At 60.5% G+C, this 23,542-nt stretch carries 18 protein-coding genes; 8 read left to right on the top strand and 10 right to left on the bottom strand.

Going from position 1 to position 23,542, the window contains the following annotated elements:
* Positions 1–99 precede the first annotated feature (99 nt).
* Entirely contained in the window at positions 100–1,176 is a 1,077-nt protein-coding gene (locus C8K44_RS13230; protein WP_109576267.1) for a substrate-binding domain-containing protein, read from the top strand.
* Positions 1,177–1,285: 109 nt separating this feature from the next.
* Here C8K44_RS13230 and C8K44_RS13225 read toward each other — a convergent pair whose 3' ends face one another.
* Positions 1,286–4,909, bottom strand: coding sequence for a hydantoinase B/oxoprolinase family protein (locus C8K44_RS13225; RefSeq protein ID WP_109576266.1), 3,624 nt, complete (start codon positions 4,907–4,909; stop codon positions 1,286–1,288).
* A gap of 118 nt (positions 4,910–5,027) precedes the next feature.
* On the opposite strand from C8K44_RS13225, the gene C8K44_RS13220 reads away from it, so the two are divergent.
* From C8K44_RS13220 to C8K44_RS13195, 6 genes are all read left to right on the top strand, one after another.
* The gene (locus C8K44_RS13220; RefSeq protein ID WP_109576265.1) at positions 5,028–5,612 is read left to right on the top strand and encodes a winged helix DNA-binding protein; all 585 of its coding nucleotides are present in this window, start codon (positions 5,028–5,030) and stop codon (positions 5,610–5,612) included.
* Positions 5,613–5,622: 10 nt separating this feature from the next.
* Entirely contained in the window at positions 5,623–7,455 is a 1,833-nt protein-coding gene (locus C8K44_RS13215) for an ABC transporter ATP-binding protein (protein ID WP_109576264.1), read from the top strand.
* Between the two features lie 34 nt (positions 7,456–7,489).
* Complete coding sequence (locus tag C8K44_RS13210; RefSeq protein ID WP_109576263.1) at positions 7,490–9,025, top strand: ABC transporter substrate-binding protein; 1,536 nt, start codon at positions 7,490–7,492, stop codon at positions 9,023–9,025.
* A gap of 128 nt (positions 9,026–9,153) precedes the next feature.
* Positions 9,154–10,077, top strand: a complete 924-nt coding sequence (locus C8K44_RS13205) for an ABC transporter permease (protein ID WP_109576262.1) — start codon at positions 9,154–9,156, stop codon at positions 10,075–10,077.
* Positions 10,078–10,083: 6 nt separating this feature from the next.
* The gene (locus C8K44_RS13200; protein WP_109576261.1) at positions 10,084–10,938 is read left to right on the top strand and encodes an ABC transporter permease; all 855 of its coding nucleotides are present in this window, start codon (positions 10,084–10,086) and stop codon (positions 10,936–10,938) included.
* Positions 10,935–12,662, top strand: coding sequence for a M14 family metallopeptidase (locus C8K44_RS13195; protein WP_109576260.1), 1,728 nt, complete (start codon positions 10,935–10,937; stop codon positions 12,660–12,662). Before C8K44_RS13200 ends, C8K44_RS13195 begins: the two co-directional genes overlap by 4 nt.
* Positions 12,663–12,842: 180 nt before the next feature.
* Here the strand turns inward: C8K44_RS13195 and C8K44_RS13190 are convergent, their stop codons facing one another.
* From C8K44_RS13190 to C8K44_RS13150, 9 genes are all read right to left on the bottom strand, one after another.
* Complete coding sequence (locus C8K44_RS13190; protein ID WP_109576259.1) at positions 12,843–15,923, bottom strand: proton-conducting transporter membrane subunit; 3,081 nt, start codon at positions 15,921–15,923, stop codon at positions 12,843–12,845.
* Complete coding sequence (locus C8K44_RS13185; protein WP_109576258.1) at positions 15,917–16,285, bottom strand: cation:proton antiporter subunit C; 369 nt, start codon at positions 16,283–16,285, stop codon at positions 15,917–15,919. Before C8K44_RS13185 ends, C8K44_RS13190 begins: the two co-directional genes overlap by 7 nt.
* Before the next feature lie 15 nt (positions 16,286–16,300).
* Positions 16,301–16,996: a Na(+)/H(+) antiporter subunit B gene (locus C8K44_RS13180; protein ID WP_109576257.1), complete on the bottom strand. Its 696-nt coding sequence runs from the start codon at positions 16,994–16,996 to the stop codon at positions 16,301–16,303.
* A complete protein-coding gene (mnhG, locus tag C8K44_RS13175) occupies positions 16,993–17,334 on the bottom strand; it encodes a monovalent cation/H(+) antiporter subunit G (RefSeq protein ID WP_109576256.1) in 342 nt (113 codons plus the stop codon). The genes C8K44_RS13180 and mnhG overlap by 4 nt, the downstream gene beginning before the upstream one ends.
* 3 nt (positions 17,335–17,337) lie before the next feature.
* Positions 17,338–17,589 (bottom strand): hydrogenase subunit MbhD domain-containing protein, encoded by a 252-nt coding sequence (locus tag C8K44_RS13170; RefSeq protein WP_245417468.1) that lies wholly within the window; start codon positions 17,587–17,589, stop codon positions 17,338–17,340.
* Positions 17,586–17,846: a monovalent cation/H+ antiporter complex subunit F gene (locus tag C8K44_RS13165; protein ID WP_109576255.1), complete on the bottom strand. Its 261-nt coding sequence runs from the start codon at positions 17,844–17,846 to the stop codon at positions 17,586–17,588. The genes C8K44_RS13170 and C8K44_RS13165 overlap by 4 nt, the downstream gene beginning before the upstream one ends.
* Positions 17,839–18,375, bottom strand: a complete 537-nt coding sequence (locus C8K44_RS13160; RefSeq protein WP_109576254.1) for a Na+/H+ antiporter subunit E — start codon at positions 18,373–18,375, stop codon at positions 17,839–17,841. The genes C8K44_RS13165 and C8K44_RS13160 overlap by 8 nt, the downstream gene beginning before the upstream one ends.
* Positions 18,376–18,421: 46 nt before the next feature.
* On the bottom strand, positions 18,422–19,570 hold the full coding sequence (locus C8K44_RS13155) for an alpha/beta fold hydrolase (RefSeq protein ID WP_109576253.1): 1,149 nt from the start codon (positions 19,568–19,570) through the stop codon (positions 18,422–18,424).
* Positions 19,571–19,810: 240 nt separating this feature from the next.
* Positions 19,811–21,538, bottom strand: coding sequence for a hypothetical protein (locus tag C8K44_RS13150; protein ID WP_109576436.1), 1,728 nt, complete (start codon positions 21,536–21,538; stop codon positions 19,811–19,813).
* Between the two features lie 427 nt (positions 21,539–21,965).
* Here C8K44_RS13150 and C8K44_RS13145 point away from each other — a divergent pair, with 427 nt between their 5' ends.
* Entirely contained in the window at positions 21,966–23,513 is a 1,548-nt protein-coding gene (locus tag C8K44_RS13145) for an AbgT family transporter (RefSeq protein WP_109576252.1), read from the top strand.
* The last annotated feature ends 29 nt before the right edge of the window (positions 23,514–23,542 follow it).

The raw sequence follows: 23,542 nt of genomic DNA, 5'->3' as shown, positions 1-23,542 counted from the left end.
ATCTGCCCCCTGATACATGATCTCGCATGCCAGTGTGATGTTCCGCTTGATATGAATTGAGTTTCATATCTTGTGGGGTCAGCAGCAGGGAGGCGCGTAATGATCCGCATCGAGATCGATCCAGTCTGGCGCTTCAGGCGCAGCGAGGATTCACAATCCTTGCAGCTCATGCTCGGATTTCTGGCTGAGATACGCGCAAGTGGAAAGATCACCAAAGCTGCCGATCTTGCGGGCTTTTCGTACCGCCACGCATGGAACCTGATCGAAAAGTGGTCGGCATTTTTCGAGACGCCGCTTGTGGTGCGCAAGCAAGGCAGCGGCACGAGCCTGACACCTTTCGGCGACAAGCTGGTGTGGGCGGGGCAGCGGCTGGAGGCGCGGCTTGGGCCTCTGCTGCAGAACCTGTCGCAGGAACTGGAAACCGAGATCAATCAGTTGCTGCCGCATGGTCCATTGATCCTCAGGGTCCACGCCAGCCATGGCTTTGCCGTGCCCAAGTTGCGCGAATTGCTCAGCCGCGAGCCTGATATTGGCGTCGATTTCCGCTATGTCAGCAACCAGAACTCGCTAGCCTCGCTGGCCCATGATGGCTGCGACCTTGCCGGCATGCATCTGCCCCAAGGCGAATTGCGCAAGCGCAGCATCGCCGCCAGCAAAGGCTGGCTGACACCAAGCGCCCATCGGGTGATCGGCTTCGTAACGCGCGAGATGGGGCTGATGGTGGCGCGCGGCAACCCGCTCGGCATCACGTCTCTGGACCGTTTGCTCGATCCGGAGATTCGTTTCGTCAATCGCGATCCTGATTCCGGAACACGTATGCTGCTGGGCCAGCTCCTGGCCCAGCATCACATCGATAGCTCACGCATCAACGGCTACGAACATGCCGAGTTCACCCATGCGGCGGTCGCGGCCTATGTGGCCAGCGGCATGGCCGATGTCGCGTTCGGCGTGGAGGCCGCGGCCCGGCAGTTCGATCTCGACTTCGTACGGCTGGTCACGGAGGACTATTTCTTTGTCTGCCGAAAGGAAATCCTCGAGGTTGACGCGGTCAAGCGTGTGCTTTCGATCATGCGCGGCGATGAGTTTCACGCGGCGATCTCGCAATTGCCCGGCTACAGGGTCAACGATGCCGGGGCGATCAAGACAGTGAGAGAGGTCTTCAGGACTTCCGAATAGCTGAGAGCCATGCGCCTGCGCCGTTCAAGGACGCAGGTACATTGGCGGGGCCAGCTTTGCAGGTCGCTTCGGTTACCTGCGCCTGCCAGCAGGTGCTTTCACGACTGCTTTAGTTCTTAGGTTTTCCATAGCCACCGCCGGTTGGCGTGCTGATGGTAATCGTCTCGCCCGGCTGCAACACAGTCTGGTCACAGCCGCCAAGCGTTTCGATACTGCCATCGATGCGACGCACGGTGTTCGATCCGCATTCACCTGGCGCGCCACCATCAAGTCCGAACGGCGGTATGCGGCGATGGCCGCTCAGGATCGCAACGTCGAGCCTCTTGCTGGCGCGGATCGTGCGCAGCGTGCCGTCGCCGGCCGAGAATTCGCCCTTTCCGCCCGAGCCCTTTCGGATATGGAAATCTTCCAGCACCACTGGAAAACGTGTCTCCAGGATTTCCGGATCGGTCAGGCGCGAATTGGTCATGTGGGTGTGGACCGCGTCGGCACCGTTGAAGCCCGGACCCGCTGGCGCGCCGGAACAAATCGTCTCGTAATACTGATACTCGTCGTCGCCGAAGGTCAGGTTGTTCATCGTCCCTTGCGCGGCTGCCATTGCGCGGGTCGCGCCGAACAGGCAGTTCGTCACCGCCTGGCTGACTTCGACATTGCCCGCGACCACGGCGGCCGGATAGCGCGGTGACAGCATCGAGCCTGCCGGAACGATCAGCCGGATCGGGCGGAGGCAGCCCGCGTTCATGGGAATGTTGCCCGCAACGAGCACACGGAAGACGTAGAGTACTGCCGCGCGCGTCACCGGCTCGGGAGCGTTGAAATTGTCGCCGCGTTGGTCCGAGGTGCCGGTGAAATCGACTGTGGCCTCACGCTTTTGGCGATCGATGGTGATTTTCACCTCGATCTTGCAGCCCTGGTCCATCTCGTAGCTGAACGAGCCGTTCGGCAGCCGGTCGAGTACCAGCCGCACACTTTCGGCGGCATTGTCCTGGACATGCCCCATATAGGCTTCGACAACTTCCTCGCCGAACTGCGCGAGCATCTTGTTCAGTTCGGCGACACCCTTTTCGTTCGCCGCGACCTGTGCCTTCAGGTCGTTGATGTTCTGCGTGACGTTGCGCACTGGATATGCGCCGCCGGTAAGCAGGCTCGTAAGTTCCTTTTCACGGAAGATGCCCCGATCCAGCAGCTTGAAATTGTCGATGTAGACGCCTTCCTGCTCGATCGTGGTCGCGAGCGGCGACATCGAACCCGGTGCGATTCCTCCGATATCGGCATGATGGCCGCGACTGGCGACCCAGAAGCGGATTGTCTTGCCGTCCGTGTTGAACACCGGCGTGCAGACGGTGAGATCGGGCAGGTGGGTTCCGCCATTGTAGGGCGCATTCAACAGAAACACGTCGCCGGGATGGATGACCGGATTTTCACGGATTGCCGTTGCGATCGATGCATCCATCGAACCGAGATGCACCGGCATGTGAGGAGCATTGGCGACCAGATTGCCGCTGGCGTCAAAGACAGCGCAGGAAAAGTCGAGACGCTCCTTGATGTTGACCGAATAGGCGGTGTTTTGCAGGGTCACGCCCATCTGCTCGGCAATCGACATGAAGAGATTGTTGAAAATCTCCAGCATGACGGGGTCTGCGGCCGTTCCAATAGCCATGGTCGCGGGAAGCGGCACGATTCGTTGGAGCACGATATGGTTCTTGGCTGTCAACTGTGCTTGCCAGCCATCCTCGACAACGATGGTCTGGTTGCTTTCGATGATGATCGCCGGGCCGGTGACACGGTTTCCAACACCCATTTCCGAACGCAACACAACGCCCGCGTCGTGGAATGTGCCTTGTGAGAAGAATCGCGTGCGGCGTGCCGGCGCGATCTCGATCTCATTCAAGGCGCTTTGTGAAAAGTCGATTTCTGCACCACTGCCGCCGACCGATTCGACTTCCACTGCCTCGATGACCAGCGACTTCGTGGTGTCGATGAAGCCGAAGCGGCTCTTATGAAGTTGCTCGAATTCGGCACGCAGGCGTTCCGGCGTATCGAGGTTCGGGAATGTTGCCTCGACAGCGATTGCCGTATCGGTGCCGGCATAGCGGACGTGGGCGCGAAGGAAGGTCTTTGCAGCGTTTTCGGCAATGCCTTGCGCGGCAAGATTGGCAAGACAGTCGCGCTGCAGTTCAAGCCCCAGATCGAGCAAGGCAGCTGGTGCCGCCGCATTAAGGTCGACGCCGAGCGCCTTCTGGCGCGTGGCCCTGATGTCGGCCAGTCCCATGCCGTAGGCTGACAGCAGGCCCGACATCGGATGCAGCAGGATGCTTTTCATGCCAAGTGCATCGGCGACCAGGCATGCATGCTGGCCACCGGCGCCACCGAAGCAGTTAAGTGCATAACGCGTCACGTCATAGCCGCGCTGGACGGAGATCTTCTTGATCGCCTCGACCATGTTGGCGACCGCTATCCTGATGAAGCCGTCTGCTACGTCTTCCGGCGTGCGCCCGTCGCCAAGCTCTTCAGCGACCTGGGTGAAATGCGAGCGAACTGTCGCTACATCGAGCCGCTCGTTCTGCTGTGGCCCGAAAAGCGCCGGAAAATAGTCCGGGATAAGCTTGCCTAGCATGACGTTTGCATCGGTCACCGCCAGCGGACCGCCGTTGCGATAGCAGGCGGGGCCAGGATTGGCGCCCGCGGAGTCCGGTCCGACTCTGAAACGGCCGCCATCGGCGTGGAGAATGGAGCCACCGCCCGCAGCAACAGTATGAATGAGCATCATCGGCGCGCGCACCCGCACGCCAGCGACCTGTGTCTCGAACGCGCGTTCATACTCGCCATCGAAATGGGCAACGTCGGTGGAGGTGCCACCCATGTCGAAGCCGATGACTTGAGGGAAACCGGCTGACGCGCCTGTGCGTGCCAGACCTACGACGCCGCCGGCAGGACCCGACAGAATGGCATCCTTGCCCTGGAACAGATTGGCGGCGGTCAGACCGCCCGATGACATCATGAACATGACGCGCGCGCCGGTGCGCTCGACATCGAGTTCGCGCGATACCTGCGCCACATAACGCGACAGCACTGGCGACAGATAGGCGTCGACGACTGTCGTGTCGCCGCGGCCAACGAACTTTACGAGCGGCGAAACCTCATGGCTGACGGAAACCTGGGCAAAGCCGATCTCGCGGGCCGCCCGGGCAAGGACCTGTTCATGCTGCGGGAATTTGTAGGCGTGCATCAAAACGATGGCGATGCAGTCATAGCCTTGATCGCGCAGGCTTTTCAGAGCGGCGATTGCGACCGTCTCGTCGAGCGCCTTTTCCACGCGGCCATCCGCCAGAATCCGCTCATCCAACTCGACAACCGTGTCGTACAGCGCTTCGGGCTTCAGGATTTCGGAATCGAAGATGTCTTTGCGCTCCTGGTATCCAATGCGCAGCGCGTCACGGAAACCCTTCGTGGTCACCAGCGCCAGCCGCTCGCCCTTGCGCTCCAGGAGCGCGTTGGTTGCAACCGTGGTTCCCATACGGACTTCGTGGATCAGCCCCGCCGGGATCGAATCGCCGGCTTCAAGGCCGAGATGCAGGCGGATGCCGTGCACGGCCGCGTCACGATAAGCGTCCGGGTTCTCCGACAGAACCTTGCGGGCATGCAGATTTCCCTGCGGATCCTTGCCGACTACGTCGGTGAACGTGCCTCCACGGTCGATCCAGAAATCCCACGATCCATTTTGTCCGTTCATACCCGATATCCCGAATTTCTGCCGCCTATTTAGGCACGCTCAAAAATGAACCAGCAAACGTTGACAAAATATCGATAAAATGGTGACGATATGTCCGTCAAGATGGGGGCAGGTTCTGATGGCCACAAAAGAGAAGCGCGAACCGGGTGAGCTCGAGAAGCTCGAGACGGCTCTGCCCAAGCACCTTCAGCCTATTCCATCGATCGGTCCGATCGTGTCTTCAGCGCATCTGGCCGAAGGCGCTTCGCCTGGCCTTTCCGAAGTCGAATATGGTCTGATCCTTGCAAGCCATGCCTTTTCCCGCTGGATGGTACGCTGCATGTCGGCGGCCGGACTGCCCGGCCTGTCCGCCCTGGAAGTGCTGATCCTGCACTCCATCCGTCACCGCGGCCGCGAAAAGAAACTCGCTGACATCTGCCTCGTGCTTGATATCGAAGACACGCACATCGTCACCTATGCCATTCGCAAGCTCGAGGCTGCCGGTCTGCTGGCTTCCGGCAAGGCGGCCAAGGAAAAGACCGTGCGGATTACCGAAAAAGGCGCGGAAGCTTGCGCTCGCTATGCCCAGATTCGCGAACGGCTTCTGGTCGATTCGACCGCGAACGCGCGTCCGTCGGAAGAAACACTATCGGAAATCGCAGCCGTCCTTCGCTTCATGTCGGGCGCGTTCAATCAAGCGGCGCGTGCCGCAACGACATTGTAAGGAACTCCGCTTGAACGAGGCCACCGTCACCCCGCTCATTTCCGTTGAGGATCTTTCCGTTGCGTTCGGCAACGCGCGTGTTGTCGAGAATCTGGATTTCTCGGTCGCGCCGGGAAGAACTCTGGCAATCGTCGGTGAATCCGGCTCGGGCAAGTCAGTCACCTCACTTTCGATGATGCGGCTCGCCGACATCATGGGCGCGAAGTTTCCGACCGGACGCATCACGTTCAACGGGGCTACGGGCAGCTTCGACCTGCTGAAGGCATCGCAAAAGGAGATGCGTTCCATTCGCGGCAAGGAGATCGCAATGATCTTCCAGGAGCCGATGACCTCGCTCAATCCTGTGTTCACGATCGGCGACCAGATCAGCGAAGTGCTGATACTGCACGAAAAGATGAGCAAGAACGCGGCACTTGCGGAGGCAAAGCGCCTGCTCGACATGGTGCGTCTGCCGGATTCAGGCGAACTGCTCGGCCGTTATCCGCACCAGCTTTCAGGCGGCATGCGTCAACGCGTGATGATCGCCATGGCGCTCGCCTGCCGCCCCAAGCTGTTGATCGCCGATGAGCCAACGACAGCGCTTGACGTGACCATCCAGGCCCAGATCCTCAACATCATGCGCGATCTGCAAAAAGAGCTCGGCATGGCGATGATTTTCATCACCCATGACATGGGTGTGGTCGCCGAGATGGCCGACGATGTCGTGGTCATGTGGAAAGGCAAGAAGGTCGAGCAGGGGCCGGTGCGTGAGATCTTCGCAAATCCGCAGCACCCCTACACGCGCATGTTGCTTGGATCGGTGCCCAAGCTTGGCAGCCTGGAAGGTGAGGATTTCCCCAAACGCATGCCGCTGACCGTTCTCGAAGATGGTGAGCCCAAACTGGTCGGCACCGAGCGTATCCAGGATACGCCGAAATACGATGCCCCGCCGCTTCTATCGGTTCGCGACCTCGTCGTCCGCTTCAATGTCAAAAAAGGCATTTTTGGTGGAGTGACGCACCGAGTGCATGCGGTGGAGCAGGTGAGTTTCGATATCCATCCGGGCGAGACGCTGGCGCTTGTAGGTGAGTCCGGTTCCGGAAAATCCACCATCGGCCGCGCCATCCAGCAGTTGCAGACGGCAACCTCGGGCCAGATCACCTTCGGCGGCAAATCTTTGGCGCAGATGAATGCCGTCGAGCGGCATCGCCTGCTCCAGGAAGTGCAGTACATCTTCCAGGATCCCTTTGCCTCGCTCGATCCGCGCAAGACTGTGGGTTTTTCCATTGCCGAGCCAATTCGCACCCATGGATTGATTTCTGGCAGCGCAGAGATCCGCAAGCGCGTCCACGGGCTGCTCGAGCGTGTCGGCCTGACGTCGGCGCATGCCGAACGTTACCCACACGAATTTTCCGGTGGCCAGCGCCAACGCGTCTGCATTGCGCGTGCTCTGGCCTCCGACCCCAAGCTCATCATAGCCGACGAAGCGCTGTCAGCTCTCGATGTCTCAATCCAGGCGCAGATCATCAACCTGTTCATGGACCTGCAGGCCGAACGCGGCCTCGCCTATCTGTTCATCAGCCACGACATGGCCGTCGTCGAAAAAATGAGCCACCGCGTTGCCGTTCTGTATCTGGGCCAGATCATGGAACTGGGCAGCCGCCGGCAGGTGTTCGAGAGGCCCGCCCATGCCTATACGCGCAAGCTTCTTTCGGCTGTTCCGATCGCCGATCCGACGCGCAAGCGCGGTACGGTCATGCTGGAAGGCGATATCCCGAGTCCGATCAGGGCCGTTGGCAACGAGCCGGCGATCCTGCCCCGCCAGGAAGTCGGCCCCGGGCACTTCGTCGCCGGAAGCGCCTGACTGAATCAACAAAGCAACATCTGAAGAGGAGTAGATGCCAATGAAAACAGTTGGAATTAGAGCGGCTTACATGGCGCTCGCCATGGCGGGTACGGCGTTCATCGCCTTGCCGGCAATGGCCGAAGGCAAGCTTACGGTTTCTACGCCGCAGGATCCGGGAAGCTGGGATCCCATCGATACCTTCCTGGTGCAGTGGGCTGCCGTAGCCACCAACATTTTCGACGGTCTGACCTATCGCGGCCCCGACCTGAAGCTGGTTCCGGGCCTGGCTGAATCCTGGGAAGAACTCGACGAGGGCAAGCGTATCCGCTTCCACCTCCGCAAGGGCGTGACCTTCCACAATGGCGAGCCGTTCAACGCCGAAGCCGTGAAGTTCACCTTCGAACGCCTGCTCGGCGAGCAGGGCGCGAAAGGTCCCCAGCGCTCGAACTACGTCTCGATCGACAGCATCGAGATCATTGACGAAAACACGGTGGACATGAAGCTGAAGGCACCGGATCCCGTGCTGCTGACCAAGCTTGCAGGCTATGGAGCGATGATCGTTCCGCCGAAGTACATCGCCGAAAAGGGCGAGGACTTCTTCAACGCCAATCCGGTCGGCACTGGTGCGTTCAAGTTCGTTTCCTATGCGCCCAAGGTCAACATCCAGCTCGCGGCCAACCCTGATTACTGGGGCGGCGCGCCGAAGCTTTCGGAACTCGACTTCCGTTTCATCGCTGAGCCCTCGACCGCCGTGGCCGAGCTTCAGGCCGGCCGCGTAGATCTCGTCCTGCCGCCGACCATTCCGATCGGCATGATCGATGTCATCAAGAACGACTCAAAGCTTGAGCTTGTTTCCGTGCCTGGGCCAACGGTCGATGCATTGCGCTTCAACACCAAGAGCGGCATCACGGCCGATCCAAAGGTGCGCAAGGCGCTGATCATGGCCGTGGACCGGGCAACCATCATCGCGTCGATCCTCGCCGGCGAGGCATCCCAGATCGCCAGCTTCCAAGGCGCGCTCTCGTTCGGCTACGATCCGGAGATGAAGCCGCTGCCTTATGACCCAGAAGGTGCCAAGGCGCTGTTGGCCGAAGCAGGGGTGAAGCCTGGCGCAACCGTCCAGATCGACATTCGCGGCAATGATGCGACGATGAACGAAGTCGCGCAGGTCATCGCCAGCTATCTGCAGATGGTCGGCATCACTGCAACCATCAAGCCTTACGAAACCAACGTTCTGCTGAACGACATCATCCCACAGGGCAAGACCGGTGCGATGTTCCAGCAGAAGTGGGGTGGCTGGACCTTCGACTACGACAACACCGCGTATTCGATGTACCACTCGGGCGAAAAGTGGAACCCCTACGACTCCGATCCGGAAATGGACAAGCTGCTTGAATCGCAGCGTCCTCTGACGGACCGCGCAGAGCGCGAGCGCATCCTCAAGGACATCGCGAAGTATGCCGCGGATCGCGCTCTGGAGCTTCCGCTCTACAACTCGAATGCCATCTACGGCATCAACAAGCGCGTGCAGGGTTTCGTTCCTGCGCCCGATACCCGACTGAAGCTCAACGAAGTCTCGGTCAACTAATCCACATCAAGGGATGCCGCCTTCACGGGCGGCATCCCCTTACGTTCTAGTTCAACGATAAGACGCCTGATCTTGTTCGAACAGCGTTGCGCGCTTTTCCACCAAGGTCACGCACTAGGGAAAAACACTTGGCCGGCTTCCTCATCAAGCGACTGTTGCAGGCGATTTTTGTCGTCATTGCCATTACCCTCCTGGTGTCCTTCGCCATTCGCCTGACCGGCGACCCGGCCGTCACGATGTTTCAGGGCGGCGGCAGCATGACCGAAGACGACCTCGCTCGTATCCGTCAGGCCCTCGGCGTCGACAAGCCTTTCATCGTGCAATATCTCGATTTCATGAAGGGGCTGCTGACATTGGATTTCGGCCGCAGCTTTGTTGGCAACACGCCGGTTGCGGGACTGATCGGCGCCGCGCTTCCGGCGACATTGCTTTTGGCGCTGATCTCGATGGTGGTGTCCATCGCGCTGTCCATCCCGCTCGGCATCAAGGCGGCAACGGCGCGTGGCAAGTCAGCGGATCAGATCATTCGCATCCTGTCGCTGATCGGCCTGTCGTTTCCGAATTTCTGGCTGGCGACGATGCTGGTGCTGCTGTTTGCCATCACGCTCGGCTGGCTGCCGCCCAGCGGCATGGACAGTGCTTTGACCTACATCATGCCTGCCGTGACAATGGGTGTCATCCTGACGGCCACCAATGTGCGGCTGGTGCGCACGTCGATGCTCGAGACGCTGCAATCGCAATACATCATGGTGGCGCGCGCCAAGGGGCTCAGCGAAAGCAAGGTTCTCTACAAGCACGCGCTTCGCAACTGTGCCATTCCGCTCATCACCTATTTCGGATTGCAATTCGGCGGGCTGCTCGGCGGCATCGTCGTGGTGGAGCGTGTGTTCAATTGGCCCGGCATGGGCACGCTGGCCTTCGACGCCGTAGGCGCGCGCGACTATCCCGTGCTTCAGGGCGTGATCACCGTGCTGTCGCTGATGATCGTCGGCGTAAATCTTCTGGTCGATATCGCTTATGGGCTGGTCGATCCGCGCATTCGTACGGAGTAGACGACGATGGCCTCCAAGACATTCTCCCTGCGCCAGTCGCGTTTCATGAGCCTTGAATTCATCCTCGGCGCCTTCCTCACCGCAACGATCTGCCTTGCGGTCGCCTTCTCCGACCTGCTGTTTCCCGACGGTGGTGCCAAGGTCGATCTGCTTGCCCGCCTGACGCCGCCCTTCGTCAATGCCACCCATCCGCTCGGTACCGATCCGCTTGGACGCGACGTGCTGGCGCGCGTGGTGGCGGGCGGCAAGATTTCGTTGCTTGTCGGCTTCACTTCGGTTGTCGGTGCCCTGGTCATCGGCGTGCTGATGGGCCTGATCGCCGGCTACTATCGCGGCTTCTGGGACATGATCGTCATGCGCTTTGCCGACATCCAGCTGGCAATGCCCTTTATTCTCCTGGCCATCACATTCATTGCCATCGTTGGCGGCAGCCTGACCAACACGATCATCCTGCTGATCGTGTCGCAATGGGTGCAATATGCCCGCCTCGTGCGCGGATCGGTGCTGACATTGCGCGAACGGGAATTCATCCTGTCGGCGCGGGCTATCGGCGTGCGCGACTGGCGCATCATCTTCCAGCACTTGCTGCCCAACCTGATCGGGCCGGTGATCGTGCTGATGACGCTCAACGTCGCCTCCAACATCCTGCTCGAGTCGAGCCTGACCTTCCTTGGCCTTGGCGTCGACCCGACCATCCCGAGCTGGGGCGGCATGCTGGCCGACGGGCGCACCTATTTGCAATTGGCGTGGTGGGTCAGCGTCTTTCCGGGCCTTGCCATTTTGCTGACCGTGCTCGGACTCAACCTTCTTGGCGACTGGCTCCGCGACAGCCTCGATCCGACAGGCAGAACATCACGATGACATCGATTTTCAACAAGACCTACGGGCGCACTCTGGATGAGCTCGTGGAAACCGCTGCAGGCGAGGACCAGACGCTGCAGGTATGGACCTTCGACGACCGCGCGAGCCGCGTGGCTGCCGAAAAGAAGCTTGCGCAAAGCGGTGTCAACGCCCGCATCCGCTCCGCCTACAAGCCGCTGCTGCACTACTTCCTCGAAGAGGTCGACCTGTCAGACGTGATTGAGATTGCGGTCTCCTATCCCGTCCATGAGCGGGCGCCCAAAAACCGCTTCATCCTCGAAACCTATCCGCTTGCCGCCCTGGCCGGGGACATAAGGATATCTTTGGCGGCCCGCTCCGACGACGACTTCCACTATGGTGTGACGCTCACGCTCGCGGACGGCAGCACGGCAAGCCATAGTGTTTTCGCCCCCAATCGCGTGCATGTCGATTTCGTCGGCGAAACCATCGTGTCGCCGACCGGGTGGGTCATCATCGGTGCGGGCCCCGGCGAACGTCTGGAGACGGATTATGAACGGCTGTTTGCCGAGACAGTTTCAGCCATCCAGTCGCACGACTGGGGAACGGTCGAGCCGTATTTCGAAGAGCTGAACATTCGAGCGACACTTCCTTCGACCGACGAGCCACTGGCCCATGGCGACGAAGTCCTCAGCCTGCGCGAGGCACTGCACGAGGACTTTTATTTCTCGTTGCTTGAGGTTTTCCAGCAAAAATCCGGCCGTCCAATCGGCGACCGTGGGCTGCGCCCCGGCCAGATCGTGCCCGAGATTGTCCAGGGCGAGGCAACAGCTGTCGCTGTCAGCGTGCGGCCGTTGTCGTCTGAGATCGCCGATGGTCCCGTTGTTGCCCTCGACACGATGGCCAAGCCGCCATTCTTCGCGCAGGTCGTCACCGAACTCGACGCCATTGGCGGCCAACCGTTCGAGGCCGCGAGCCGTTCGGGCCGGCCTGTACTTGGTCGCTATGTCAAGGGAAACGACGCGCCTGTCATCATCAGCGGTGGCCAGCACGCCAATGAAAACACCGGCATCGTCGGAGCCATGCGCGCGGCCAAGGTTCTGGCACGGCGACAGAACGCGCATTTTACCGTTTGCCCGATGGAAAACCCGGACGGCTATGCGCTGCATCAGAGGTTGCGCGCCGACAATCCGCGCCACATGCATCACGCCGCGCGCTACACGGCGATGGGTGATGATCTCGAATACCGCACGCTGGAAAACACCGGCGGTGTGCTGCACGAAAAAGCCATTCGCATCGAAGCCCAACGCCTGACCGACGCTCAGCTGCACGTCAACCTGCACGGCTATCCGAGCCATGAGTGGACGCGGCCCTTGTCAGGCTATGTGCCGCGCAACTTTGCCATGTGGACGCTGCCGAAGGGCTTTTTCCTGGTCATGCGCTATCACGCGGGCTGGGAAGCGCGCGCCGAACGCATGCTTGACCATGTCACCGCGCATCTGGGCAAGATCTCTGGACTTCTTGCCTACAATGACGCCCAGATCGCGCTTTACGAGGTCCATGCCGGAGAAACCGGATTCCGCATCATCAACGGCTTCCCCTGCCTGTGTTCGGTCGACGACCGCCACACCACGCCGCTGACGCTGGTGACGGAGTATCCCGACGAGACCATCTATGGCGATGATTTCATCGCGGGACACACCGCCCAGATGGAAACCGTGCTTTCGGCATATGAGGCAATGCAGGAGATTTCTGCCATCGGCTGAGTATCGCTCAGCGGCAACCTTTCTTGTCGGCAACACCGCTTCACCCAGAAGCCGGCGGTGCCGGCAAGGGCGTAGTTGTCGCCGAAGCGACTGGACGCCATCATCATTCGGGCCTAGCGCTGCCATTGAAAGCACGAACACGCCAAATGGCGGGGCAGGTGACCGGTGGCGCGCCATCCATCAGATCGCCGCGACGTAGATCGCGACGACATAATAGAGCACATAGAGAAGATAGGTCTGGCCATTGCCGGTGTAGAGCCTGCGCACCGAGCCGGCGGCATCGATAACAAGGCGTGACACCCCGTTCCAGAACGCATCCGCCACCGGCAGGACTACCGGGGCGAGAACAGCCTGGTAGAAATTGTAAAATCGCCCAAGGTCAAGCGACGTGCCGTGATGGCGCGCACGCCGGTAGATCAGCCAAGCCAGTGCGAACAACAAGGCCGCAGCAGCTGTAGAGGCGGCCAATACCGGCATCGGGTTCCAGTAGCCATAGATGGTCTCGAGGGACATGCCCTCCCAGACCAGCGTCGAGGCGAAATAGGGATCGATTGCCTGAGAAACCGGCTCCATGAAGAGCTTTGGCAGGAACGACAGCGCAAGGATGGCCAAGACCAGAACCAATTGCGGCAAAAGCAACTGGAGGGGCGCCTCCTGGATTGTCGTCCGCTCCGGCCTGGCGGGGCCGAAGAATACGGCATGGGCCAGGCGAAACATGTAGAGAAAGCCAATGAATGTGGCGAGCACGCCGATTGCTGCGAGCCCATACCAGCCCTTTTCGACCATGGCACTCAGCAACAGCCATTTGCCGCCAAAGCCGGCGAGCGGCGGCAGGCCGGACATCGAGATCAAGGCTATGACGACGGTCGCGAAGGTGAGTGGCATTTTCCGCCATAGCCGGTCATTGGCTTCAAGCATCCTTGTGCCGGTCCGCAGGATGATCCCGGCGACAGCAAGAAACAGAATGCCCTTGACCATCAGGTGGTTGGCAACGAGGTAGAGCGCCGTCACCCAGCCGAGATGGCTCATCAGCGCGATCGCCGTGATGATGTAACCGAGCTGGCTCATGCTGGAATAGGCGAGCAGGCGCTTCATGTCGTTCTGCTGAAAGGCCATCACCGCCCCGGCCACTGTCGTCAGCAGGCCGATCCAGCCCATGACGTGGGCGAGTTCCAGCCCGGTCTCCGAGCGGATGGCAAGGTAGGTGACGATGAACAGGCCGAAGATCGCCACCTTGCTGACAACCGACGACAGCATCGCCGACAGGTCGTCGTCGGCTTCCGCATAGGCGCCCGGCAGCCAGACATGCGCGCCGATTGCGCCGGCCTTGATGAGAAAGCCGAGAGCCAGGAAGATGAATGCCGCCTCGGCCACGGGACCGGATGCGCTGCCGAAGGCGACAAGGGCAGTGGTGCCGTTGGCTGCTGTCGCCAGTGCGAAACCGGCAAGCAGGCTGAATGCCGAAACGAGCGAAAACAACAGGAAGGGCAGGGCATGGGGATGCGCGTTTCGCCCCTGCGCTATTAGAAAATAAGACGAGAGCGTAATGAGTTCCCAGCTGAAGAAGAACTCCAGGCTCGTTGACGATCGCAATAAGGCGGCAATCGACAGCAGCAGCACGGCCATGAGCGGAAAATAGCCGGGACGGGCGTCGTTGCGATAGAGGCCGGCGGAGGCCACGACCAGTCCGCACGTCAATAGCAGGACCGCAAAAAGTCGGTTTAGGCCCTGCAGGTCGCCGATGATCCAATTGCCGACGAACAGGACCGCAAGAAGCATCATCGTGCATTTGACCCGGCCGGGCAGCCAGTCGAGCGCATAAAGCAGACCGCCGATGCACAGCGGCGCAAATAGCCAGAGCGAGGCCACGCCCGCGATGTTTGCGGCAAGGTAGCCACTGACTGCTAGCACGACGACCGAAATCGTGGCCGGCAACAGGGCGCGGAGAGCGGGCCGTACCGGCGTCTGGTTCGGCACGGAGCGGGTAGCTTGCTTGAACCAGCTGAACATGTAGGCCGCTTCCAGCAGCGACCCTGCCAGGATGACGAGGATCCAGGCATATTGTTGACCCCTGGAGAGTTGCATCACCAGTTCCCATTTGGCCCAGAAGCCGGGGAAGGGCGGCAGGCCGGAGATGGCGACCAGAAGCAGGGCCATGACCAGCAGTACAAGCGGGCGTCCTGCGATTGCGGGCCAGGCGGATATCTCGCTTCGCCCGACCGCGCCGGCGAGCCAGAACAGGCCTGCCTTGGCGAAAAGATGATTGACGAACAAGCCACCGACAACAAGCGGCAGCGATGCCTCGGCGCCAAGTTTGTCCAGCAGTGCGAGCGCCAGCATCAACAGCCCCATCTGCGCGACGGAGGAGTAGCCAAGCATTCGCTGGACGTTTGTCTGCTTCAATCCGATGAGGTTGGAAAACAGGAAGCTTACACCGCCCGAAATCGCAATGATGCCGAGGTGGTTTTCGAACAGCGGCAACAGCTTGAGCAGGGCGAAGAAGACGCCGGCCGACACACCGCCCGATATTAGGGCTGATACCCCGCTTGGGGCGGCCTCGTAGACGTCGAGGCCCCAGCCATTCGCCGGGAACGGCTTGAGCTCGATGACCAGGCACGACAGAACCAAAAGCAGCGCGGTAACGCCGATCGGCCCGGCGATGAGGTCGCGCCGCGCGATCATCTCGTCGATATTGAGCGTTCCCGTGACGTGATAGAGAAGCACCGAACCGAGCAGGAAGAAGGTCGAGGCGAGCACTGTCGCCATGATGTACTTGAAGCTCGCCGCGAGCGCTGCCGCGCCGCGGTCCAGGCCCAGCAAGCCGTAGGTGGCGATCGAGACGATCTCCAGGAACACGAACAGGTTGAACAGGTCTCGGGTCATCACCATGCCGTTGATGCCCATGACCAGGATCAGATAAAGCAGCAGCGCCGCATAGCTGTCGCGCAGGCGCCCCCATAGGTGCCAAGCACCCAGGAGGGCCGCGACGTTGACGCTGAAGGTGAAGACGCCCTCCCACAGACCAAATCGCAGATTGATCGAGAAAGGTGGTGTGCTGCCAGCCGTCAGTATCTCGATCGTCGGCTGGCCGTTGTGAAGCGCCCAAAGATTGATGCCCGAGATCGCAGCGATACCGACCAGCGCCGCGACGAAGGCGATGGCCGGCAATGGCTTGGCGATTTTGTAGAGCAGCGGAATGAGAAAGCCGCCGCCGAGGCCAAGCAGGAAAATGTTCAGCGGCTGGAGGACGGCCTCTACCATTTCGACTCCGTCAGCGCGTCGATCGAAAGGCTCTTCTTGGCGTCATAGACACGGATTGCAAAAGCAAGCATGACCGCAGTCACCGAAAAGCCGATGACGATGGCGGTGACGACGAGTGCCGCGGGTATGGGGTCGACGGCGCGCGAGGTCGCATCCCCAATGCCAAGCGCTTTGTCGATGATCGGTGCGGTATGGCCGGTGACGTAGCCGGTCGCCACCATGACGATATGCAGCCCGGTATCGATCAGGCTGAAGCCGATGATAATGCGCAGGATATTGCGATGTTTGAGCATGCCCCACATGCCTATCAGCACGAGCAGGAATCCTGTCGCCAGGAGGATGTGGGAAACCGGCAGGCCCATGGCTTTCCTTCGCCGTCAGTTACGGAACCGGTCGATGATGACGCTAAGTTCGGCGCCGACCTTGATGCCGAGCAACGTTGATATCAGGGGGATCGCGCCTGCACTGAAAAGGGTGCCGAAATCGCCCTTTGGCAGTATGTGGCTGTCCAGGAAACCGGCGGCGAATATCAGCCCGAGAATGCCGATCGAGACATAGAGCACGCCAGCCAGCGATTCCGTTATGCTGAGAAAGCCGTGATGCAGTTGCGATGACGGCTTGGCGAGCACTAGCAGCATGACCGCTGAAGCAACGACAGCACCTCCCTGAAATCCGCCGCCCGCCGAAAGATGTCCGTTCATGATCACATAGGCGCCAAACAGGAAAATCAGCGGCAAGATCACCTCGGCGCCGTTTTGCACCAACTCGCTGGGCCGGCGCGGTTCGGGCTCCGTCAATTCCTTCTGCTGCCTTGCCTCCGGCTGGCTCGCCAGCAGTATGCCGACACTGGCGGCGACCATGAACAGAACGGCGACTTCGCCCAGCGTATCGAAGCCGCGGAAGGTGATGAGAATGCCGGTGACGACATTCGGTGCGCCGAGTTCTTGCGGTACGACGCTCAGGTAATGCTCGGCGAGCGCAGAAACGCTTTGGCGTTCGCTGTAGTCACCCACCATGCGGGCAAAGATGATGCCGAACATCAGGACGGCAAGCAGCGTGAATGCGCGCTTCATCGAGGCTTGTTCTCCTTGGGGTCGTCCTGGTCGCGCAGGGCGTCAGCCATCGTCGACGGTGCCATTGGCGTACGGATCGCATGCGCAACTCGTGACAGGGCGTGCGATGACAGCGGATTGGTCATCAGCACGAAATAGGCGATGATCAAGAGCTTGAGAGCCCACTCGGGGTGGTAGATGCCGAGGCCCGCCAAAACCAGGATGTTGCCCAGCGTCGAGGCCTTTGTGCCTGCCTGGATGCGGGTGAAGGTGTCGGGCATGCGCAACAGGCCAAGGCCGGCGGAAAACAGGAAGAAAGCGCCGACGAGCACGACGATGCTGCCGATGAGTTCAGCCATTCGTCATCCCTTTCCGCCACCGGTGCGCCGGATCGCATAGAGGAAGATAAGCGTCGCAAGGCCTGACCCGATGGCTGCTTCGGCCATGGCGACGTCGGGTGCGGCGAGCAGGACGTAGGAAACCGCGGCAAACAGGCTCGCAAGTCCGGCGCTGACCATCGCAGCCGTGAGGTTGTCGAGGCATACAGCGAGAATCCCGCTGACCAGGATGCTACCGCAGACCAGGATGACGAGGAGCTCAAGCATGGCGCTCATGGCCCCTTTTCGAGAAAGCGGGCAATGGCAAGCACGGCGAGAAAACTCAGCAAGCCGTAGACCAGGGCGACGTCGAGATAAACGAAACGCCCGGAGATGTGAGCGTAAAGCGCGATCAGCGAGATCGACACGACCGTCAGCATGTCGATGGCGACAACCCGGTCGATCATGGTCGGTCCAATGACCAGGCGCACCACGCCCATCGTGATGCTGAAGAAGATCAGAACGCCGGCGATCTGGAGGATAGTCTCAGCCAAAGACCACCTCCAGGTGCTTCTCGAACGGACCTACGATCATCTCGGTAGCCTTGTCCGGATCGGTCGTCTTGACGTCGAGCCAGTGAATGAACATGGCATCGTCCCTCACATCCATGACCAGCGAGCCCGGTGTCAGCGCGATCGAGTTGGCCAATGCCAGCCGCCCGATCGGCGACTTCAGCCGGATATGGACCTTGACGATGCCGGGTCGGATGTCGATCCGGGGCGCGTAGACATAGCGCAGCATGTTGATGTTCGCCTTCACCAGTTCAGTGAAGAAGGTCGCGGTATAGGCGAGGAAGTGCCATGCGCCGCGGGGCGAGTGGTCGATGTGCCAGACGTTGCTGCGGCGCGCGAAGATCCAGGCGATGACAAGTGAAATGACCGCACCGGTTGCAGCTATCGGAAGCGCGGTGGATGAATTGACGATCAGCCACAGGATGAACAGGAACAGCCACAAGCCGAGAAAGCCCTTGGGAAGTCCAAGGCCCCCCCTTGGTGCGCGCTTGCCGCCAGTTGGCACGGTCATCTGCCACTCCTGTGGTTGCTACGATAACAGCGCGGTCGAAGTGATGTCATCGGGCGAGGCCCGCCAGTGCCACGCCGCCGAGGATGCGCGACGGCAGGTAGATGACCAAGGCCGCCGCACCTTCGATCGCCGAACCGCCGTCGGCAAGGATGGTATCCGTCGCACTGGCCTGATCGCCTTCGATGAGGTGGCGCATCAGGCCGCTATCGCCGACAAGGCTTATCAACGTTGGCGAGCTCGCGAACACGCTATGGTTGCCGCCGTCCAGGTCCGACGCATCGAGAACAACGATGTCCTTGTCCCGCAGCAGGGCGATATCGGAGCCGCTGCCGACGCGTGGGTGTCCACCAGCGATGCGCCTGGAAATACTCAGGGCCCTGTCACGGCGCGAAACGATGATGACAAATGGTCGAGGAAGTTCGCCTATGTCGCGGACCTGGCTTTGGAAAGCGTCGATGTCGATGTCCGGAGCGGCGAGCACGACACCGCTCAGTCGCTTGAGGTATTGGCCGCGCCCTGTCTGCGCCATCTCGCGGAGCGCCTCCATCACCACATAAGCGCCCATGGAATGGCCAACCAGGGTAATCCTGCGGGCTTTGGTCCGGGCGGCAATCTCGATCGTCTCGGCAAGCCCGCCACGGCCGACAACTGTGCTGTCGCGGTCATAAACGTAGAGCGGCAGCGAGCCAGCCGAAGGCCAGGCATAATGCAATGTCACCGCCCTGACATTGTAGTCGTGCGCGATCTGTGCGGCACGGAAGACGCTGTCGGCGAAATTGTTGTTGTAGCCGTGCACGAAGATGAAGATTTCGCGCTCTTCCGGAGCACGCTTCAGCAGCGCTGCGTCGAGTTGGGCGACAAACTTCTGTCGGTTTGCGATCGGCTGGTAAGTCAGCGCCGTAAAGTGGCGGGCCGGGTCGGGTATGCGACCGGTTTTTTCCACGTCTCCCGGTACGTGATATCGCGGGATTCCGATGTCAAATTCGGCAAAGTTGAGGGTTTGAGAGCGTTCGGCGGAATAGGGAAGGGACAGATTGTCCGATCGTGCCCGCGTTGTCGCGACAAAGACCGGCACGACCGCAGCTGAGGCCGTTCTGTCCGCCGTTGTGTCGAGACCCAGGACCGCGCGCGGCCCGCCGCAGCCTGCAAGTAGCGTCACGAGCAACAGAAATTGAAACAGACGCTTTGCCAACATGCTCGACCTTGCAAATTCACATGAGATGAGAAGCAGCAAAATTGCGAGGCGGCAACCGACGAACCGACCGATTGGGTTGGAAATTGCGGCGACTGCGCTGGATGCTCAAAAGAACAGGACGTGACGCAAAGCTGCGGGATTCCAAGCCAACTGCACCGCAGGCCGGATTGCGCGCGAAATGGCGCCTGTCGTTGACGCCCACGTGTCGCGAATCGCTGGTTCTCTCCTTGCGATTGCTGGCTATTTCGATTTGACGAGCCCCGAAAACCCGGCGACGGCCAGAAGGCTCAGCGCCCAGCCCACAACCGACTGGAAGTAATAGTAGTTCAAGGTGAGGACGCCGTTCGGCTGGGACGGATCGGGTCGCCAATACTCCTTCTGTCCGATCTCCATGACAGGCAACAGCGAATCCAGTGAATACATCCAGGGATTGTATTCGGGATAGCTTGAGGCTTCGGGCTGGCTCAAGAAGCAAGAAAGCTGGTTTTGCCCGGCCAGAGCACGACCAGGCATGACTTGGCCGGTCGAAGGCATGTAGCGGCTTTCGGTCTGTTCCAACGCGCACATTGTCCATTCAAGCGAACGCAAGACGACCGGACTGTTGGGCTTCAGTGCGCCGCTTCGCTCGGCAAAGCCGAAGACGGCCACTCCGATTCCCCAGAACAAGGTGAGCCAAAGCAAGGCAAGCAGCGGCTGACGGCCATAGCGTACCGTCACCGCCAGCATGCCATCGTTCAGTGCCAATGCGGAGCGCAGGAGAGGGCTTTTTGCGCGTGCCCGCCTTGCACGCCGTTGCAGCCTTTCTTTTGCGATGAGGACAGCGCGTGCATCTTCGTCGTGGCCCATCTCGCGAAGCACGGTTGAAAGCTGCTCGTAAGGCTGTGGCCAGAAGTCTTCCTTCCAGCGCTCGGGCACCTGGCGCGCGAGCCAGTCGAGCCGGCTTGTCGCATCGACAGGACCGCCTATGAACGCGCCGTACTGGCAACGGTTGAGCAGCAGGTCCCCCTTTTGGGGCCAGGACGTCAGCTCGTCGTCGATCGCGCCAATCTCGGTGGCTGTCAGATCGAGCGTCCCCTGCAGCGACGCACCTTGCCGAAGGAAGAACGCGCCGCTGATGCGGGAGCGGTTGAGCCTCAATGAGTATCCGTCGGGTTCAACGAGCGTTGCGGAAGTGCAGTCGACGTCTCCGCCGAACAGGGCTCCCCGCATTCGGACCTCGCCTTCGATAGTAGCCCCGCGCAGGGCGAGGTCGCCTCTAGCGGCAATGCCATCGCCATCAAGGGCCACGCCACCTGGCCGTCTTATCGTTGCGCCAACCGCATTGAGGTCGGCGCCAAGGCGTGTGGCCGAAAGATTGATACCACCGCGCACATCTGCACCACGCAGCAGAATGCCGCCGTTGGCTTCGAGCCCGTCGGCATTGATCGCTATCCCGTCAGGCACCGAGATCGTTGCGCCATCAGCTTCCATATTGCCGCCGAGGCGCGCGCCGCCAAGTCGGATCTCGCCGGTCACGGTAGCGCCACGGACGGAGAGGCCGCCGCGCGCTTCAAGCCGGTCAGCTTGCAGCCCGGGCAATGCAGAACCGTCGAGGAACAGGTTGTCGATAATGGCCGAACGCAGCACTGGAGAGGCGTCGAAAAGGCAGTCCTTGAGACGGATATCGCGTGGAATGCGGCATCCCTCGAGGTCAAGGACACCTGTAACTCGGGCTCCACTGATGCTCAGCCCCTTTTCGTGCATGCGGAAGCCATTGTCGCTTCCAAGAATGAGAAAGCGCAGCAGGTCTGCGCGTACCGTCCGCGCCGGATCGTCCCAATCCGGACGCGAGCCGTCGCCAAGCCTGTCGAATTCTCCCGACTTCAGGTTCGAGACGATCTTGGTCTCGGCAGCGTTCAGAGGCTGGAAGTCGCCGAGGCCCGATTGAACGGGGATGGCAGATCCGGCTTCCGGTGCGTGCTCGTTCATGCGCTCGCGATCCGTTTGGTTTTGACCGCTGCTTGCGCGCAGCACAAGGCAATGAAAACGAGAGTCCGCATGGCATCGTTCCTTTCGACTTGGCAGCCGATCGTGGATCGTAACCCGAATCCCTGCGCTGGAATACGATGCTGCCTGTCGTCGCTGTCGCTTTACTTTGCATCGCGTGTCTCGACTGCAAAGCCCGCATCGACGATCCGCGCCAGAATAAGACGCAATGCAAATTTTTGGAATTTCAGGCTAATCCCGACTGCGTGCCGGCAGGCTAAAGACGAGTAAACGCAGCGTTCAATGCTGCGCTCGATGAGTGTATGATGCGGTGGAACCGGTCCGTTCAGGGCACGGTCCAAGACATCGCTCGGCTCATCTAGGCTTTCATGGCGCGTGCGCGCAAAGCTTTGACTAAGGGAGGCAAGTCATGTCCACCGCAAATGCCGCGCCGAAGACGACGATGCAGAGGCTCCTCGATGGCATCGAGCGCGTCGGGAACATGGTTCCCCACCCCGTCGTCATCTTTCTCATCCTGATTGGCATCGTCATTGTCCTGTCCGCTGTGATGGGGCTGTTTGGAACGGCCGTCACTTACGAACGCATCAATCCCGAGACGCTCGAGATCGAGCAGGCGAGCACGGCAATACGCAGTCTGCTGAATGTCGAGGGCATCCGATTCATGTATGAATCGCTGGTGCCCAACTTCATGAGTTTCACGGCAGTGGGCCTCATGATTGCCGCCATGATCGGTGCCGGCGTCGCGGAAGAATCGGGACTGGTTACCGCGCTGATCCGCAAGCTGGTTCTGGTGTCGCCACGCTGGGCCTTGACCTACATCCTGGCCTTCGTCGGCATCCTTGCCAGCATTGCGGCGGACGCTGGCTATCTGGTGCTGATCCCGCTTGCCGGTGTTGCCTATCTGGCAGTCGGGCGGCATCCGCTTGCCGGCCTCGCACTTGGCTTTGCCGCCGTGGCGGGTGCCTTTACCGTCAATATGCTGATCAAGCCCCTCGACGCAGTGCTCGTCGAGTTCACCAACGACGCGGCCGCTCTTGTCGATCCCAACAGGACGATTGGCCTCGCCTCGAACGTCTGGTTCTCCATCGCGTCTGTGCTGTTCTTGACTGTGATCGTCGCGTTCATAACCGACCGCATGATCGAACCGCGCCTTGGGGCTTACAAGCCGGACAAGTCGGAGGAAGGCGGCCCGGACGTCGGGGCTCCGCTTTCAGATCAGGAATCGCGCGGGCTGCGCTACGCCCTGTTCGGGCTGATTGGGCTTGTGGTGGTATTCCTTTTCCTCACGCTGCCTTCCGGCGCGCCACTGCGTAACGCGACCACTGGCGAGTTGATCGGCAACTCCCCGTTCATGAACGGGCTGATCGCACTCATCATGCTGATGTTCCTGGTTACCGGCTGGGCCTACGGCATCGGTGCCGGTACCTTGCGCACCCTGACCGAGGTGATCGGGGCGATCGAGAAGTCGATCAAGAACATGGGCGGGACGATCTTCCTGTTTTTCGTGCTCAGCCAGTTCGTTGCCTATTTCACCTACACCAACATCGGCACCGTCATGGCGCTCAGCCTGTCTGGCGTGCTGCAGTCGGCCAATATCGGCCCTCTTCCACTGTTGCTCGGCTTTATCGTCGTCGTTGCCATTATCGACCTTTTGCTGACGGGGGCCATTGCCAAGTGGGCGATCTTCGCGCCGGTGTTCGTCCCATTGCTGATGAAGCTCGGCGTCGAGCCTGAAGCCGTGTTGGCTGCCTACCGCGTCGGTGACTCGCCGATGAACGCGATCACCCCGCTCAACGCCTATTTCGCGCTCGTTGTGGGCTTCGCCCAGAAGTACGACAAGTCCGCAGGCGTAGGGACCCTGGTTTCGCTGATGCTGCCCTATGTTGTGTGGATGTTCGTGCTGTGGACCGCGCTGTTCGCGGTTTGGCAGATGCTCGGTCTGCCTTGGGGACTGTGAGCGCACCCCAAGCCCGAAACCAAGCAACA

The sequence above is a fragment of the Aminobacter sp. AP02 genome, from assembly GCF_003148805.1.
Taxonomy (GTDB): domain Bacteria; phylum Pseudomonadota; class Alphaproteobacteria; order Rhizobiales; family Rhizobiaceae; genus Aminobacter.
This window is presented reverse-complemented; position numbering and strand designations above follow the sequence as displayed.